At 47.4% G+C, this 19,032-nt stretch carries 7 protein-coding genes; all 7 read right to left on the bottom strand.

The window, feature by feature from the left end:
• Positions 1–150 precede the first annotated feature (150 nt).
• Genes ACFOEE_RS12700 through ACFOEE_RS12670 form a run of 7 tightly spaced genes read right to left on the bottom strand, consistent with a single transcriptional unit; the run spans position 151 to position 18,891 of the window.
• The gene (locus ACFOEE_RS12700) at positions 151–4,239 is read right to left on the bottom strand and encodes a poly-gamma-glutamate synthase PgsB (RefSeq protein ID WP_377124805.1); all 4,089 of its coding nucleotides are present in this window, start codon (positions 4,237–4,239) and stop codon (positions 151–153) included.
• Complete coding sequence (locus ACFOEE_RS12695) at positions 4,232–8,560, bottom strand: hypothetical protein (protein WP_377124803.1); 4,329 nt, start codon at positions 8,558–8,560, stop codon at positions 4,232–4,234. The genes ACFOEE_RS12700 and ACFOEE_RS12695 overlap by 8 nt, the downstream gene beginning before the upstream one ends.
• A complete protein-coding gene (locus ACFOEE_RS12690; protein ID WP_377124801.1) occupies positions 8,533–9,330 on the bottom strand; it encodes a hypothetical protein in 798 nt (265 codons plus the stop codon). Before ACFOEE_RS12690 ends, ACFOEE_RS12695 begins: the two co-directional genes overlap by 28 nt.
• Positions 9,275–11,572, bottom strand: coding sequence for a hypothetical protein (locus ACFOEE_RS12685; RefSeq protein WP_377124799.1), 2,298 nt, complete (start codon positions 11,570–11,572; stop codon positions 9,275–9,277). Before ACFOEE_RS12685 ends, ACFOEE_RS12690 begins: the two co-directional genes overlap by 56 nt.
• Positions 11,569–14,664 carry a poly-gamma-glutamate biosynthesis protein PgsC/CapC gene (locus ACFOEE_RS12680; RefSeq protein ID WP_377124797.1) on the bottom strand — a complete coding sequence of 1,032 codons (3,096 nt, stop codon included), beginning with the start codon at positions 14,662–14,664 and terminating at the stop codon, positions 11,569–11,571. The genes ACFOEE_RS12685 and ACFOEE_RS12680 overlap by 4 nt, the downstream gene beginning before the upstream one ends.
• The gene (locus tag ACFOEE_RS12675; protein ID WP_377124795.1) at positions 14,664–16,655 is read right to left on the bottom strand and encodes a hypothetical protein; all 1,992 of its coding nucleotides are present in this window, start codon (positions 16,653–16,655) and stop codon (positions 14,664–14,666) included. Before ACFOEE_RS12675 ends, ACFOEE_RS12680 begins: the two co-directional genes overlap by 1 nt.
• 16 nt (positions 16,656–16,671) lie before the next feature.
• Positions 16,672–18,891, bottom strand: a complete 2,220-nt coding sequence (locus ACFOEE_RS12670; protein ID WP_377124793.1) for a CapA family protein — start codon at positions 18,889–18,891, stop codon at positions 16,672–16,674.
• Positions 18,892–19,032: the final 141 nt, after the last annotated feature.

The raw sequence follows: 19,032 nt of genomic DNA, 5'->3' as shown, positions 1-19,032 counted from the left end.
CTCACGGATGTTAAGTTAATGTTAACAATCCTTGCTATAAAACTAGGTAAATAGTACCAGTTTGTTTGTGTTAGATCAAATGTGGAACATTGTTTATCCGAAAAATAGGAAATCAATCGTCAGATTTAAACTTTCTATAATTAAAAAGTATTATTTTTTGTTGGTTTTGGCTTGCCACTTCAGATAGAGCCATCCTGGTTTTTGGCTGCGATTGAGATCTCGCAGCAAGCTGACTGCTTTTTCAACCGTAATACGCTTGGCCGCAATATCCTGATAAATCTGCAGCGCGGTTTTTTTTCGCTTCACCGCAGCGCCAGCATCTAAAAATGACTCAATCACTTGGGCAACAAAGCGCAACACCGCGTGTGACTCATTACTGGTGGTGGCGTTTTGCTTGTTATCAGCTGCTAGCCGCAGCGTGAGTTGACCTAGCTCGGCTTGGACAAACTCACTTTGCGCGAGCGGTGATTTTTGCAGCAAAGGCAAGTTGTCGGTGAGCAGTTGTTGGGTGAGTAGATTATATTCCGGCTCTTGTAAAATCCCTGTCAGCAGGCGCCGAAACGGTACCGAGGTTTGCTTGTCGCTCAGTAAGGTGCTCAAGGTCTGTTGCATGCGCTGCCATTTTTGCCATGCATTTACAAAGCTAAGCCCAGGTCCTTTAATATTTTGCATACCAAAAATCAGTTGATGTTGCTTGCTAAGACCATGACTGGCGATAGTCAGCGCTAATTGATCGGCACTGATGTAACTGTCAGTAACTTCAATACAGCGACAAGCCTGCCACTGTGACAATAAAGCCGCTAACTCTGCTGCTGAATTTTCTATCTTGCCAGTTTGCGTAATGCGATACCAACTGTGTAACAGAGCGAGTTGATTGTTGATAAAAGCAAACTGAGTAACACTTAGCTCAGCAGCATTTAACCACATAGGAACGTCCGTCAAGGTGGCTTGATGGTCAAGTTCAGGAGCGAGCAGCAGCTGCCACTTGTTAAGCCAATATTGCTCGTGGTCGGCAATCTTTAAATGCCTGAACAGCGCAGTTATCTCGTCTTTATCCTGATTGCTGATGGCGCGTTGCAAACGCTCTTCGAGAGCTTGGCGTAAATAAGTGGCAAAGCCGTCAACGTTGCTACCCACCACGACAAGTAATTCAAAGCTCAGATCTTGTGCCAATAATTGCGCAAAAACTTTGGAACGAGCCACCCTGTCCGCGCGATTATTGATAAGCGCGACACTTTGTCTCAGCGGCTCAGCGGACACTGCATCAAGCCCGAGACGGTGCCAATTGTCCAAAGTCGCAAGGCGCTCATTAGCAGACATGCCGCTGACAAAGGACTGCGTCAGGTGAGCGACTTTAGCAGGACCAAAGTGGCGCAGTACGCCGACGTCAGGGACGATACGCGCGGCCGTTTCTTTGTAAACGCGGTCTTTGCTGATCCCAATATAAGCTGCCATTTTGCATACCAGCGCGATGTTGTCGGGATGTTCATCATAGGGATAGAGTGCGCGGATCTCAGGTGAGATCTGTAAACCATCACTCCAATGCACTTGGATGAGTGAAGTGTGTTTGGTGAGCGCGTCTTGCTCAAGCACGGGCATCATGCTTTGTTCAGCGGTAAATACTTGGCTGCGTTCACCAATAAAGGCGCCAATCTCTTTGGCGACATCCACTCCGCGAGGGCCAAGAATATCTTCATGATCTGGATAGGCATTGGTGATGGTGGCAAAATTATCTTGCATCCAGCGGCGGAGAATTTTCACATACCTTGGGTTAAGCCCCATACATTCCCATAGGAATACGTCGGCACGAACATTTTTCGCAAATTCGAGCACATCGTGTTGTTCCCAAATGCTGGCTTTTTCAAATGGTCGAAATAACGGGATCTCAAATTGTTCGCCACTGCTTTTGGTGTAGATCATCATAGCTTCGCAGCCAGTGGTTTTACTCACCACCCGCAGTGCTAGACTAGAAAAGAGCGCGGCTTTGAGACGTTCTGTGCCCGATTTGCCACGCGTTCCCCAGCCACCAATACTGATTGGAATAGCACGACGATTACGTTTTATTTTTCGGCCAACATGCACGTGTCGAGTCCAAAAGTAGGTAATAAACGCCACTACGAAGAACATCAGTTGCCCGATACTATTTTGATAGATTGAAACGCTGTATTCCTTAAAGCTGAGCCATAGATTAAAACCTGTTAGCGATAATGAACTAAGTGGCCGTTGGAAGCGCTCGACAATCGAACGCTCAATAGGCGTGGGTTGCTCTAACACCGCACCATAGGCTTTAAACTGGCACTCAAAGCCATATTGCTGAATTGCGGCTAAATAATGTTGCTGCTCAACCGCATTGCCTTTGCGCAGACGGTCAAGTTCGGCAAACCGTAACGAGATCTGGAAATAGCTTTTTAATCTGGTGATAAAACTGGCTGGACGAGTCAATAGCAAGATCCCATCAGGGGTAAAGCATAAACTTGGGCTTGGCACATTGTCTTGACTTAACACCGACAAAAGGTGATCGGGCAGTGGCAAATAAGGTCTAGTGCTGTGATCTTTATTATCAAAAAGCGGTTCGCCCGGAACCTGAGTTTCACTGAGCTCAGCAATGGTGCAGCTTGGCACAAAAATCTCGGCGCTGGGTTTTCGGGCGGTAGTATGCGAATAACTTTGGCGTTTATCTGTACTCGGGTGGGTGAGTTCATGCCAAAACCGCCATAAGCGAAAGCCATAATGGTAGTCTTTACGAACCAGCCAGTAACCCTTGTGACTTGTGACATTAAAGGCAATTTTAGCTTGCGCTTTAATGCTTAATAAGCGTCCTAATAACTCGGCGCTAAACTCACTTTGACTAATTTTTATAACCGTATCGGCACTTGCCAAATGTTGTTCCAGTTTGACCATGGCAGATTGCAGCGCAAATCCCACTAGTTGCTCGCGAGTGCGGGCAATATAGCGCCGTACCGCAATCTCAGGTTCAACTTCTAAGCGGTGATTTAAATAGCCTAAAAAACGTTGATGCAGCAACTCGGGACGGTCACTGTGACTTTGCATATTGAGTAGCATGCGAGCGGTTAGTTCAAGGCAATAGCGTTTTACTGCCAGAGGCTCGTTATCACTTAATAATGCTTGCCACCAAGGCCAAAGTAATTCACCTTCACCAAGACGGAAGTCACACAGTTGTTTGACTAAGGTTAAGCGCACCGCGATTAAAGATTCAGCTGCAAAACGTGCCGCCAAGATCTGCTCGCAAAGCGGCAAAGGTAAGGCATGCAGTTGTTCCAGCACACTTTGTCGCACACTTGGATAACAATGTGCCGCCAGTGCCAGCAGCAATTGTTCATCTTTGCTACTTAAGGTGGGCTGGCTGGCCAAAATGCGCGCAAAGGCACACTGCATAAATAACTCGTCGGGATTATTTGGTTTGCCGTCAGCTAATAATTCTGAGCCACTGATAGCGGCCCACATATGCGCGCGGACAAACGTCGGTCGTTGCTGGATGAGGATCTCAAGTATGTCTATGATAGCTTGATAGGGAGTGTCGGGTTGCTCCAGCGCTTGCACCAAATGCGCTGCTAATTCTGCATGCAACTCCAGTTCGGAGCCGGCATCGTGCAACAGTGCTCCAAGGTTTACCAGCGCTCGGAACAGGCTGTTACGTAAATGGCTATTGCCTTGGGTGTTTAAGAGATTGATAAAGTAGTTCTGTAAATCCAGCTTTTGCCATGAAAAAGCCATCGCGCTTGGGTCGCGGCGTAAATAGCGTTTTGCGATATCGCCCAATTTACCAATTAAAAACTTAAGACTTTGCTCGAGCTCAGCAACCTGATCTTGATAGCGTGCGGTCATGGCACTGGCGTCAAGCCAGCGCTGTAAAGCTTGTTTGTCGCCTTGAAGCTGAGTGCGGCTAGCGCCTAGTTCTTCGGCATAGCGTAAAATGTGAAATTCTTTTTCCAGCTGCAGTTCGGCATGATTTAAGCGTTCGACAAAACTGCGTTGACCGGATTCCAACTGCTGTAAGCGCACACAGCGCTGATTGATACTGTGCTGCAAAAACGCAATGCTTTGTAGCATCAGCCAGCTTTGCTCATCTTCTTGTTCTGGGCGGTTTTGTAATAACGGCCATTGTGCTAACTCTTCGACTAGATTGAGATATTTTTGGCGATAGAGGTTAAGCCAGAATTTGGCGATGTCAGCAAATAATAAATCGGTGATCTGTTGCTTAAGCGCGGTGTTACTCATAGCTCTCCTCAAGACTGCGCAGCAGCTCCGTAACCCGTAAAGATTCAAACATAACTTCATCAAAAGCAAACGGGTTGTAGCCTGTGGTGCCGAGATTACCGAGTTGTAGTGTAATGGCCAAGTTACTGTCGGCATTTTGTAAACTACGTTGCCAATCTAAACTAAACCAAGCAGTTAAATGCTGAGTGACTTGCAGCGGCAGTTGCCAACGTGCATTAAAGTAATACTGCCAAAAGCTTTGCGCACGATTGTCATCGGCAAAACGATAGCGGCTACTCAGTCCCAAATTGAGCGTTTGCCCTTGATAGAATTGTTGCCAATCAAGGGTAAAACGGGCGGTATCTAAACTTTGCCAATCAGCATTACTCAGTAAACTCGCACCAACTTGCCAGCGCTGATCAAGATACGGTTGATATTGACTGATCCAGTCCCATTGCCAGCCAGTGTGGTGATCTTCACGATAATAAGTAAAAAGCGCAGGGCTAATGTCGGGTTGTAAGTAATAGCGAAAGCCATCAATATTACTATCGCTATAAAAGCCTTGGAACTGCCAGCGATGGCGTAGCAATGTATCACTGTTGAGATATTGGCCGAGCGCCAGCTTTGCAGTTGCGCGCCACAGCGCGTCAAACTGAGCTGTACTAGGTTGCCAAAGCGTTATGAGGTCGGCCTTAGCGTACCAACTTTGTTCCGTATCGCGAAAACGATAACCTAGGTCGAGCTGCCAGTAATCTTGGAAGTTTGGACTCACACTTTTACTGACCTCACCTTGCAACCAATGATTTTGCCAAGCCTGTTTAAAACCAAGCGCCAGTTGCTGTGCTGCATTGCTGGTGAGCTCGTCATCCCCTTCAAAGATCCCTTGTTCGCGTAGCCGTAGTTCGCCATACCAATAGGGGGCGTCGGTGAGTTGCGTTGGTGCATCTTGCCACTGCACTTGGGTTACGGCTATGGTATTGGCTTGCCACGGTTCACCGATAGGCTGCACTAGCTGCTTTCGGTAGTTGAGTTTTTCTTTACTCGAACGCAATTGCCATGACTGAGCACGCACTGGAAACTGCGTTGCAGCAGCAAGAGTGATGCGCCCTGCGGGATAAAACGCTTGTTGCTCAACCCGACCCGAAGGTTGCCAATATTCCAGTTTTAGCCAGCTGTCATGAGTGAGTTCCAACTTAACGGCTTGTTTGGCGTCGGCGCGATAAAAACGCTGTTGGTTATCGAGTAAAAACGTTTGCCATTGACCATTTCCGCTTGGCACTTCAAGCTCGACTGTAACCATTTCTGCCAGTTGTGGGGTTAGCCATTGCAATGTGAGTGGGATCTGCTCAGCTATCTGTGGCAGTTCAAAACCCAAATACAGCGGCTCTTGCTCCGTTATGGTATGAGAGGTGGTTTGGCCCTGATAGGTGATAGCAACTTCAGTGTTTTGATGCGGTGCAAATTCAGCTGAGCTGTAATAGAGCGCGAGGCGTACGGCACTGGTTTGTAATTTGGATAAATCGAACTGCAATAGATGGTTGGCGCGCAGCACTATCCCCGGTAAGTCTTTACTTACACTGTGGCGCAGTATTCGCTCGGCTTGGCTCGCTGCGATTGGAGTATCAAGCGGGATTAATTCGGCACTGGCAAAATCAAGGTAGCGAGTGGCTTCTTGCCATTCGCCATAGCGCATTAAACGAGCGTAACGTGGCTCTGGTGTTTGGTCGTATTTAAGCCAATGCAACCGCTGTAGCACCGCAATATAGTGTGCTTGGCTCAACTCATTGCGCTCGAGCAGGTATAACGCATTATTAATCAGGGTTGTAGGATCGACTGGCGCACCGTAAAGCGTGGCAATAAACTGCTCCGCTGACAAATGTGGTGAAAGCCATTGCTCGCTTGGCAGCGGTTGTGGTCGTATTGTGGCTTGAGCTAACGGTTGTAATGCGATTTCAAGATAGAGCTGGGTGTCGCTACTGAGCGTTAAAGACTGTCCTTGATGTAAAGTAAAGCGGGCATTACTTGCGATAGAAAGCGGGGTGCCGTCAGCTAAGGTGAGTTGCTCGGCTGAGATATCGTTGATAATAGGCAAAAATTGCGCTTGCTGCGTTCCGCTAAGTTTCAGCCAAGCGTTACGCTCAGTGCTACTGGCCGTAAAAGCTGCACGTACTTTTAAGCGAACCTCACTGTCTTGCTCCGCTTGTAACGTGATGCTTTGCGCTTGGTTTAATACACTGACTGTTTGCTCCCCAGTTGCAGTTTGTAACATCAACTGGCCATGTTGCTGCATTTGCCAAGAGACAGGCTGTGGACGCACATCATCGTCAGTCCAGCCTAACCAATGTTTAGCAAGGGTAAAATGCTCAGCGTCAGCTTCGCGTGAATGCCAAGCAAGGGCGAGCCATTGTTGCTCCTCCATCAACCAAGCTGTTTGATGTGCCTTGCAATCAGCTGGAGCTGGATGGAGACTGCTACATAAAGATAATAACGGATACCACTGCGCAGTATGCTGGTAGTAGTCGATAAGAAGCTCTGCAGCCAAAGCGGCAAGTTCAGGTTGAGCACTTTGCAGTAAACTGCGCAGATAGCGCTCGGCAAGATTACTCTCTTGCAATAACCGCAGCGCCTTTATTCGCAATTGCCAAGCTTTGCTCGCAATGTTGATATCGCTATGGGAAGTGAGCTGTTTGAGTGTGGGTAAGGCTAATAATGGCGCGTCAGTCATTAATTGCGCTGCTTCACCGAGCAGATAGTAGCCTTGACTGGTGCTGGTACTGTTACTGATGGCTGATTGCTCAGCTGCCGTTGAAGTATTATCTAAGGCGCGACTGGCTGATAAGTACAGCTCGGCGCGCTGAGCTTGCTGCTCGGCCAACCACTGCTCAATTGCCGGTGCTATTTGCTGGTTACTACCCGGTTGGCTTAGCCAACCGGCATGATAAGGCAGCGGTGCCAAGGTTTGTGCCACTAGCGCAAGTTGTAGTGGCTCGTTGGTAGTGAATAGTAACTGTTTCGTTTGAAGTGGTACTGCAATGTCCAGTTTGACCCAGCTTTCAGTAGCAACTAACTGAATTTGTTGGGTTAAACTCTCACTTTGTAACGTCAACTGGCTTGGGCGTGTTGCACGTAGATACAAACTCACCTTGTCAGTTACGCGTCTACGCGGCAGCTGAAAAGTCATTTGCTCGGTTAGGTTGTGGCTTTGCAAATGACGAGCTTGGCTTGCTGGATAAACTAAGTCTTCGACTTGACGCCAGAATTCCTGTACGGTTTCTTGCCTATACATGGTGGTGATAGGCTGGGTTTGTAGCGTAGGGGTAAGCGGTGTAGCGAGGGTAAAAATAGCCTCAAGGTCGGCTTGGCGACGCTGTGCAAGGTTAGTACGTAGCTGGTTTGCTGCCGGGTTTAATGCGCTGATATCCTTAGCCAGATAAATAGCTTGTGCGGTGTTATTTAAACTTTTATACCAAGTAGGCAGCAACTCAGGTAATGGCAATTTATCATTACTGCGCATATCCAAAAATGGCCGTGCCGCGTCGCTTATTTGCAACCAATGCAAAGCATTGGCGCTGACACGCAAATAACTGTTGGCTGGGATATTTAGAAACTCACTGCGGGCGATACTCACCTCGACGTTGTTGAACTCCAACGCTTGCTGTTGGTTGGCGACTAAGCGCGTAACCAGCTGCTCATTAAGGTAAATATTGAGTGCGCCGGGTTGTGCGTCATCCAACAGGGTTAAATCCTGACGAAAGGCAATTTTTATATAGCTGGGGTTGGCAAAAAAGAGCTGTACGCTTTGCTTTGCCTCGAGTTGATACCAGTAACTTGATTGTGCTCCTTGGTTTAAACGTTGGCCCGATAATGCCAAAGCGCGTGGTTGCCAAAAAGCATCGTCAGCGCTTTGCCAGCGCCCCTCAAGTGCAGGTATAGCTCGTGCGGTAGTGTTGTGATTGGTGACTCTAAGCCAGCGGTTATGGGCGCTACTAGGTAATTGACAGTGTTGTTCTTGACACTGCCATTGGAATAAATCGAGCCGAGCTTGGGCAAACGGGGTATTACCAGCGGACCAATCGGTTGCTTTTACATCCTTAACAGGTACTTGTAACCAACGATACGCGGGCAGCCAAAGCCATGCTGATTGTTCGGCTGCTAAGCTGTAACTGCTGTCCGCGCTTACAGCAACGGGGTCACGATTAAAGCTGCTGACATCTGAGTTATCCGGCCATGGCGTAACCATCGCGCTGTGCTGCCACTGCGCAGGTGTTAACACCGCTGCAGGCGAACCAAGTGCTGGTGTTATAACGCTTAGCGCTAAGAGGAATGCAAGAAAGCGAAACATAGTTTCCACTGCTCCAGTTTGGTTTCAGATTGCACTAGGCCAAGTCGAGTATTGCGCTCCATTTCGAGGTGAATAAACTGCCCCGGTTGAGTGAGCAGTTGATTGAGTACATTACGCGTACCGCCCAATTCGCTGACTTGTTGCGGGTAGCGCAGTGCCTGATAACCTGCGTTACTAAAGCATTGCTGTAGGTCTTGTAGCCGCTTTGAACCGCTGCGATTGCCATTGCTTAGGATAAGATCGGCATTTTTAGCGGCTTCAGTATGGCGTTTATCACGACTAAAACCGTGTAATTGGATAATAGTCGCGCTGGGGTAACGCGTTAAATAGGCCTTAAGTAATTGATATGGCCAGCTTTGTGTGGTGAGGCTGAAATCTCGGCTGTCACCTTGTTTAGTGCGAGTATGACGATGTTGAGTATTCCATAACAACAGTTGGCACAATGGGAAAAGGCTTTGCGCTAAGGTTAAAGTGTGCTCATCAAAAAACTGATGTGGTGCAAAAATAACGCATTGGCTACGTTCAGGCGCATAATTGGCGGCACCACCAAAACCATCGGGGTCGGTATCTATTGCTTGCCAGTAGGTGGCTTTGGCCTTGACCTCAATGCCGGCTAAAGGTGCTCTGGGGTCGTTAAGCCAATCGGCAATTGCGTTTGCTGTAGGGGCAGCAGTTAAAGACAGGGGCAATAACCACAATGTTAGTAAAACCACTTTAACGAAGTTCATTTTGCCTCCAGTCCACTTGTCGCTGCGCATCATAATACTCATTACTAATACCTATCCAAACGTCGGAATCGACAGTGAGCTCGAGTTGCTGCAGTGTGCTTAAATCAGTGCCGATTGGTAAGGTGACACTGTCATAGGCATAGAGCGTGGGCGTTTTGGGGTGCAGTAAAAACGCTTGCTCACCCTCAGATTGCCAAGGTGCCAAGAAAAAGTCCTTGTTGCGAATGGTGTAATCTGACCAAATCCCGTCACGGCGCACGCCTTTAAGCGCCGTTTGCAGCAGTAAAGTGTGATTAGAGCGGGTGGCAAACAGCTTGAGAACTATGCTTTGCGGCACTTTATCATAGCGTAAGGTGAGTGTGTCGCCACGCGCAACAAAGTAAAGCCTTTGTTCCAACCAAGGAGCGGCAGCTTGGTTATTGATAAACACCCGCTTGGCGTTTTTGAGATTGGCACTGAGCTGCTCTGGTTGCTGTACCCCAGACCACTGCTGCACATAAGGGGGGCTGTTATAGCTGGCAATTAATTTCAACTCCGGGTGATTCATATCCGGGTGATTCATATCGAAAGGCGTTGTTACACGGCTAAAACGGTATGGGGTTGCCGCTGGTGGTGCCTCAAAGTACTTCCAAGGCGCTGGTAGCAGCGCAGTTACGGTACGTTTAGCGGAGTCTAAAGGCACACTTTGATAAGTTGTTGTAGTGGGCTGCGGCTCTGGGGCTGCTTCAAATAAACGTACTGCAAACAGCGCATTCGCGGCGATAAAATCGTAGTCATTGTCTGCTGCTTGGCTAAACCAAGCGCCGATTTCTCGATATTGCTCAGGTTGGCAGTTTTGCTCACAGCGGTATTGGCGATAATGACCGTGCCCAAGGCGAGCTTGGAGTTTTGCCCACACACTAGCATTGCTGCTAAGTTCAATGCGATTGACAGACTTAGGTACTTGTAAATAAATTCGGTTGGCTTCGCCTACTTGATAGCGATTGGTGTCATCAGCAATATGCCGATCTGTGGTGGACATAGTACGATTTAGCTCTATGGTACTGCGTTCAATTAATTGCCCATCTTGATAGAGCGCAATATCAACACTCAATGGTGCTTGGCTGATTGCTGCGGTACTGTCTATTAACGCGTTGGGCGGCACGCGCAATTCAAGCGCAACATCCGCACCAGATACAACACTAAAATGCGCACTGCGCTCTGGTGTTAAGGCGTAAAGATAACTATGTTTGGCTTGAACTGGGGTACCATCAGATAAAAACCAGCGGCTCACGCGCACTGCGTCTGATTGGATCAATAACAAGCCAGGTTTCAGTTTTGGTGTTACGTAAAAACCATCGTTTGACGCTGTGAGCGGCACGTTTTGTGGTGGCTGGAGCTCGGCAAAATCGTACCAAGTTAAGGTTAAGTCACTGTGTGGTGAGGTGCTTTTCATCTTGAGCGTAGTCGCTTCGCGAAGCCGAATTGAAGCGTTAAGCCCCGCACTGCTGTAAAAGCCATCTAAATCGAGCTGTAACGCACCAAAATCGTAAGTCATTACATTATAGGGGAGGTGTTCATAGAGTGTATCTGCGCTGAAGTCTATGTTCGGCACGCCTTGCGGAGCAAGTTTAAGCCAAGTGCTGGCAACGACCTGCGCTAACTCCTGTTCACTTACGCCGTTGGCCCCCAATGAGTGATAAGCAAGCAACCTATCGCGGCGGGCTTGAGGGAGTTTTAACCACGCGCGTTCCAAATCGCCTTCTGCGGTAGGGACTTTGGCGTGTAACCGCACCACTACGCCGCGCATTAATGGCTCTTCTGGAATAAGACGGAGTGACAGCGCCGAAGCGGTTTTTAAGTGTGCGTGGTCAATGAAAAAAGACTGCCCAGATGCTACCGAAAGGGCTTCGCGATTTTCAATCAACTGTTTGACCTGCTCAGCAACTGTGTTGTCGACCAATTTTGAAGCATGGTGATAAACATGACGACTTAATACTTGTTGTTTGTCGTCTAACAAAGCGTATTCAATGGCATAGTTGACTGGAGTAGTGATGGTCACCGCACCATTAAAAATCGCGTTGGACAGCACACGAATACCTTGCGTGCGGTTTGGGTTAAAGGCGTAAACTAACGGTTTGGTTGGTGATAGCCAATGTACTTTTGAACGGGTTTCGTCATCGCCACGAGCTGCCACAGGCTCTGCTGAGGCCAGCCACCAGTATAGTTGTGTGGCCCACCACAGCAAGCCAAAGCTTAAGATCAGCATGAATAACCACAATAAGGCGCGTTTTAGGGCACTCATGGTTGCACCATCAAGGCCGCCACGTCGGCGCGATTGAACAGTAGTTTGTTACGGGTTGGCAGATAGACGCCATAAATGACTTCACCATTGGTTATTAGTAGCGCCAGCTCGGTTTGGTTCTGGAAGATATCTACCACCTTACAATGACTATCTGAGAGCGCCTGACAAAGCGCGTACAAATAAGGCACATGCTGATTACTTAAATACGCTTGCTGCATGGCTTGTAACTGATTGCGCTGTTGGTCGGTGAGCTGAGCCCAAGGCAATTGAGCAAACTGTGCGTGATTAAACGGATACACCACGGCATCATGCGCAACGCTCAGTAAGCGCTCTTCAAGTGCTTGAGCTGAGATGGAAAACTGCTGTTTAAAGTCTGCGGCTAACCATAATGTCGCCAACTCACTTTGTGTACTAAATTGCTGATATCCCGATTGTGGGGATGTGCCAAGTTCTAATCCGCGGGTGGCGCTTTGCCCTTGCACCCATTGCGCTTCTACTCCTAAACGGCGTAGCGCAGTCTCAAGTTGTGCGAGCAAGTTTGCTTGCTCTGGTTGGGCAAAAGTGTTCTGAAACGCAATGGCGCTTGGGCGCACTGATGAAGGTGCGCTGTGACTGCGGATCTGTAAATTTAGAATGGGTACGCCATTAAAATAGCGCTGCGCACTTTGGTGTACCACATTAAATAAAGAGGTCACATTATCTGGCGACATTACGTTGGCAGTAGGACTGGCAAAGGGATGTGCGCCAGCAATCAGCAACAGCTCAGCATTACTTTGACTAAATAATTGAGCAGCAAACTTTAAGGTATTACTTTCAAATAATGGCCTTGGCACTTGTATGGTCGTAGCGCTTGGTTTACCTAAGGCAAGCACGTACATACCTTGGCCTAGCTGATAATACTGAGCTTCATCACGCGGCAAGAGCGCCACAAAATGACCTTCAGAGTTACGAATATACTGCAACTGATAGCCCATAGTGAACGCAATAGCGTTCAGTCGATTGAGGTGTAAGTGTGTTGCTGTCGTTAATGTTTCTGGATCACTGTTTGCAGCAAGGGCAAACAAAGGCTTAAGGATTTCGTTTTCCCAGAGCGCTGCCTGACTAAAACTTAACAATTGAAACTGATAGCTGCCTTTTGCTGAGATATGTGGTGTATATTCAGCTATCAAGGTATCAAGACTGATATTACGTTCAAGTAGCGCGGTGGTGGTAAATGCACTGTGTTGGGCCGCGAGCTTAGCCAGCAAGGTCGCGTAGTTCTCACTGTTGATAAAAATCTCGATAAATTGGCCATGATATTGGGGGGTAGGTAAACTAAACGGCGTAGCTAACCCAAAATTTGCCGTAAGTGGGCCAAATACCTCAAGCAAATCGCGCTGCGAGATTGAATTTGGGATTTGATTGTAGATCCAAAAACTACTGCTGATTGGCGTTGCTAAGTGTGGCGTTTGGTAACGTTTGTTGGTTTCACGCAATTGTACCAGTTCGGTGTTGCCTATCGCGGTCAGAAACGCATTGACATAGGCTTGTGGCGGTGGGGGAGAACTGAGTTCCACCCTCGGTGTTTGCTGATTACCAAGCACTAAGGCGCGCCCTCGGTAAAGACTATAAAGCGCAATAGCGCTGTCACTAGCAAGTCGCTCACTGTTTGGAAAAGGGACTAGCACAACATGTTCTGCATGTGGGTTTCGATTGAGCACAAATAAGCCACGCGAAGCATGACCTTGCCTATCACTAATAAACCAATGTTCGTCGTCCTGCTCTAGGATAAAATCAAGCGCAGCAAATTCGCTCGCAAGCCTGTTTAGAGCTTCGCTATCAGGCGTGCGCGCAAGTCCTTTCACCGCGAGGCTAAACCGTTCAAGTTGCTGTTGCTCTTGCAATTGTGCTAACGATAACGGTTGTTTGCTTTGGGTAAACAGCACGCTTTTATAGTCATTAACTCGTTCGCTGAGCGTACGTGGAGCGCCTACTGGCTGGAGCTCCACCGAGGTTGGAGTAAATAATAAGCTTGGCACAAACATAAACAAAAAACCTATCGCAATGGCATAGAAGCCACCAAGTACTGAGGTCTGTAACGTAGCGCGAATAATCAAGCCAAGGGCATTTTTTTGATAAATCTTGAGCGCGAGCAGAGTGGATAACATATAGCCAAAAGCGAAGGTGTCAGTCACTTTCAGCGCGGGGTAATAGTGCACCACCCAATAATTGAGCAGCAGTTTGTAAGCAAAACCTATGTTGAAAAAAAACATCAGCAAGCGTGCGCCTTCAAAGTTGGCATGGCGCAGCCGTGTATAGCTAAGCAACAGGCCGCCGATGAGCAAAATGACACCGGTTTCAATAAACGAGGTAATGAGTTTACTTGGCTGGGTAAGTTGTAACGCAAGTAGCGCGGGCAACATAATACCGTTAAATTCCCAGCCGTATTTGATGTTAGCGCGGGAAGCTAAAAATGCAGTAATCACCAAAATAATATAGGCTTTTGGCGCCGCAACAATAGAAGCTGCGACTGCTTCATACATAATACTTAAATTGGCGATGCTGAAATTGGTCCAGCCCATTAAGCCATAGCGCACAATGACATAGGTCAGTGCTAACTGAATAGCCGTTACTTTTACGCCATAGCGGAAGCCGCCATTCCACATCACATTAGCGGTTAACGCGATGATCACTAAGCCCAAGCTATAGAGCTCCGAGGCATAATCAAAACTGATGTCCCATTGACTTAAGAGCAGGGCGACACTGGGCCAAAGTAATGTGTCCATCACCACGCGCACCAGAATGCTCAATAAAATAATGGCAAAAAAGCGGTCTCGGCCAAACATTTCGGCATAGCCAAAGTGCTCCATGGCGGTTTTGGCAGTCAAACGCATTAAGCCGAAAACCACCACAGATTCCACTAAGATCACGACAGCTGAAGTAGGGCTGGAAATAAACAAAGGGACAAGATAACCCGGTACAACTAAGCCCGTAAGCGGAAAGCCAAAGCGCAAATTTAAAAAGCCAACTACCATTACACCAATCCAAACTGTGGTGATAACCGATTGGCCTAAACCGCCGCCTTCAGGAAAGAGTGCTAAAGTCCAATCCACTAAGACCAAGCCTCCGTCGGGTCGGTGCTACTTTCCTGTAAGTTGTTGCACAGCGCATTGAGTAAGATCTCAGGTGAATTGAGATTAGCAAACAGCTCCGTCATTTCTAAAAATTCAAACACGATGCCAACAATTTCAAATGGGTTACCACTGCTGGATGCTGACTTTTCGTCCAATGCACTGATTTTTAATATATATTTGTGCTGAGCGAGGAGCACGGGCAGAAACAGCGTGCCATGGTGCAAGGTAATAAAACGCAATTTTCCTTTGGCTTCTTCATGCGACAACGAAGTGACTTTGCTTAGCATGTCGAGCGCGGTCATATCAAAGATGGTCAACTGATGCAAATTGGCAAAGCGCTCAAGAGCCGCGTTGGTTTGTACGACTTGGCCAAACAGATTAAATAAAATCGCAGCGCTGTGCAGGTGGTTAAACACTTGCTCAAGTGTATTAAGCTTTTGCTCCATCTCATTGATAGCACTACGAACTTGCTGGCTTAGAGGTTGGTTGATGGTCAATAGCAAGGTTTTTGCCAAAGGGTGTTGCTGAGTTTGTTGCTGTCGAGTGTGTAAGTCAAAATGAAACAGTAACTCGCCAATTTGGCTAGCAAAGCGGTTTACATTGCGGATAAAAGCACTTTCGTTAAACGTGGCGTCGGTACGCACTGTCATAGCCCAGAAACCACGAATGTCTCCTGCATACATCAAAGGCACCAAATATTGCTGCTCATTTTCAGCAAGATGTTGGAAGAAAGTGCGCTCTACCTTAATTGCGCCAATGGCCTTAATAGCGCTGGCATAAGGCTCACGTTCAAAATCTCGGCGAAGTTCTGTGATTTCATCTATGTTACAGCCAACAGCACGGATCTCACGCAGGCGATGGTCGGTACTGATACGGGCCAAAAAAATGGTTTTCTGTAAGTCTAATTGCTGCCTTACCATTACCACTATAGCATCCCAAGGATTATCTCGGGCGGTAAAGGCCTTTGGTAAATAGCGACCCATCATGCGCTCTTGCACTAAGGCTATCAAATCGAGCAAATGGCGTTCATCACGCAGCTTTTGATTTAAAAACACTAAGATGAAAATAAGCCAGATATAAATCAGCCAACTGCCAGCCGGTAGCAAGTGTTGCAGAGTAATAAAAACTGTAGCGCTACTCAGGAGCGCTAAAGTTGACGCCAATATCGCGACTAAAAAGGCTTTTCGTACTTGCAGTTGCTGGTAGCAAAATAGTAATAACAGCACCAGTACTAAGGTCGAGCTTAGGTGCCAAACCCTAGGGGTAATGGTGATCAGTTGCTGCTTAGCCAGATTATCAGCAAGATAGGCGTAAAGAATGGAAGGATCGTGGGAATTAGGCAACAAAGAAATCGTTAAAGGTAGCACTAAACGATTGTGACTCTGGCTGACGATAACCACTTTGTTGGCGAGTTGAGTTGGCAGCACATCGCCTGCTAAAAGGCGTTTGGCAGTAAACTTGGGGATCTGACCAATCGGAGTTTGAAAATTCAGTAACTGAGTTTGCTGATGATCTCGCTCTGGATAAAGTGTTTGCCACACATTCCTACAATTATCTGCATCAGGTTGATACGCCCCCATTGCACCATACCAAACAGTTGGTGCAGGTAAACACAACTGCTCTGTTTGGAGCGGATAATAAGTATTTGGTAACGAACTTACACCGGCTAGGGTGGCATTGCTCAGCACAATCACCGCTTTTACTGGGTAAGAAGCCAGTGCTGAGACGATATCTATATGTTCACGATAAAGTACATCACTTTCGATACTTACAACCTCAGGCGTAGTTAAGCGCGATGCCAGCCATGGCGACTGATTAAGGTGGTTGTAAGCCGTGTAGAGCGTTGCATCGACCTTGCCAAACCAACGATTAGGTTCACTACTGAACACTGCGAGCAGCAAAATAACGCTAAACCAAATGCCTTTTCGGCGCTGCAATAGTGTTGTAAGTTGACTTAAAATAGATGGCAAATAAGGCTCCAAACACTCAGTTTAAGGTGCTAAAAGTAAGCTCAAATGTAGCCGAGCTTGCTGTATTTACACGTAAAAATTCAAGTCCATGGGGTTTTTGCTGTTGCCAGTTAAAATTTTGCAACGTGAGCTGCTGTTGCCAAGATATTGCAGCGATATCGTCTAATGCCAATAAGGCATCGCCACTTAGCGCCGGGAAATGGCGAAACGTGAGTTTGGTCGCTTCAAGTTTACTTTCGGGTTTTATTGGCAACGCAAAACTTTGCCAGTCAGTGCTGCCGCCTGCATAAATTTGCTGTTCTTCTCGACGAATTGCGTCACCTTCAAAGTTAGCGGGTTCAACCTCAGAAGAAGTGTAAACATAGTTTATTTCGGCCAATACTCGCCCTGCATTGATTGCTTTTAGATAACCAAATAAGGTCATATCGGGATATATCGCATCGACTTTTACGCTCGGTGTCACGGGCATCGGCCGAATGGTATGACGAAACGACAGTGCAATCGGGGTGTTATCAAACTTAGAGCGGCTTAAACACATCCCCTGCTGACCGCGGTGTGCGGCCGTAAAGCAAGGGTAAATGTCTTCGTGGTTGTAAGACCAGCGACTGGCTTCTAAGCGCTCATCATCATTATCCCAATCATCAAAATCACCAAAATACAGTACGTCTTGGCCTAAAGTTAGCTTGGACTCGGCATTGCTGCTGGTTAGAGCAGATAAAAATGCCGATGGCGGTGCATAGCGACGTAAATCTAAAATATGTTCGCCGGCTGGTAAATTGATTGAGACGGTCTGCGTTGAAACTTGCGCTTGCTGAGCGCGGAAATACACCTCAGCGTAGCTGCCGCGAGGGATCACAGTGACATTGTCATCAGAGTACTGTGCCAAACGTTTTAATAGACGGCTAGCCAGAGGTTCTGCCAACAATTTAGGTGCTGAGTCTTCAATATAAAGTGGATAAGCCAGTGCGTTGTAAACTTGCTGTGTAAGTGGGTCGACATGCACCACTACCGCTACCCCCAACATGGTCTCGAGTCTATCTTGATCAAACACAAAGTTGCCTAAGCCAAGTAGCGCCGGGACGCCGTTAAAGGTAGCAAAACCTTGCGCCACATGCGGGTGGTGTGCCATCGCTAGGCTTACACCACGTTTACTGACAAACTCAAAACGGTTGCTGATAAATTCAGTTGGCGCATAAGAATATTCATCGCCACCGTGCATTTGCACAATCTGAAAGTCGCTCTGTTGTTGCATCGCCTTAATTGCGCTGTCGAGCGCAGTTGAAGCAGTTAAATCTGCCGCACCGCTTTTATTGTCAGTGGCGACATAGGTTTGCTGATGCTCTTGACCTAGAATCGAGGTCGCTGAAATTAGCCCGAGTCGTAGTTGTGGTATTTGGACAATACTAGCGGCCAGCGCGCTGCTCAGATCTTGTTCGGCACCACTGTGATAAAGCCCTGCTGCATTCACTGCAGCCAGCGTGTCATTGAGGCCAGCATCAAGATAGTCATAAACGTGGTTATTGCCAAGGGCGACGTAATCTACCCCTATCTTGCTCAAACCTTGTAAGGTGTCTGGCAAGCTAAACAGCACATATTGTTTGCTGGGGTGGGGTGTTGTAGGGTTAGCTGTCACCGCGGTTTCTAAATTGACCGAGCTAAAATCACTACTTTGCACTAAGTCTGCCACGTATTGTGTGATATTCATCGCATCGTTGGCAGCGCTTGTTGGTCTAATCAAGGCGCCAAGCACATCAGGTACAAAAGCAGACATTGTTAATAAGCTTGGGTCCATAAAACGGCGGCCAAACATAGTATCACCAGCAAAAAATAAACTCTGGTGTGCGGTATTTGGTGCTACGGTGGCGATTATGGCTTGGGCTGAAGTTAGGCCTTGGTGGCTTACTACACTAAAGCTGGTAAAAATACTTGCGCCGCTGAGTTTAAGCAAATAATTGCCAAGTGCTAACGAGCGGGTAGTAATTAAGCCGTTGCTATCGGAATGATATATGTCGCCAGCGATATTGACTTGAATATCGCTCAGCGCGCTGCCATCAGCGCGTTTGATATGAAGCGCAAGTGGGGCGCTTTGTTGTAAAAAACGTTCTCGAGCACTCAGTTGTTGCTCTTGCTCAGGTGTTATAGGCGAGGTTGTTTGTGGCTCTCCACCACCACAACCGGCATACAACAAAATGATGGGAATAATGGCGATAAGTCTAGCTACTTTAATTTTCCCCAACGTTTTTTTCCTGTTATCTATTGCGAAAACTCATATTTTTTTATTATATTTATATTTCATATCTGAGTTCAAGTGGCGGATTGTTAAGATATTCTAATAATTAAGCAATTCAACTATAGGTCAACTTAGTCTTTTTTGCTT

Origin of the sequence: Pseudoalteromonas fenneropenaei, assembly GCF_042643375.1 — a bacterium.
Taxonomy (GTDB): domain Bacteria; phylum Pseudomonadota; class Gammaproteobacteria; order Enterobacterales; family Alteromonadaceae; genus Pseudoalteromonas; species Pseudoalteromonas fenneropenaei.
Note: the sequence above shows the minus strand (reverse complement) of the source record. Positions and strands in the feature narration are given on the sequence as shown.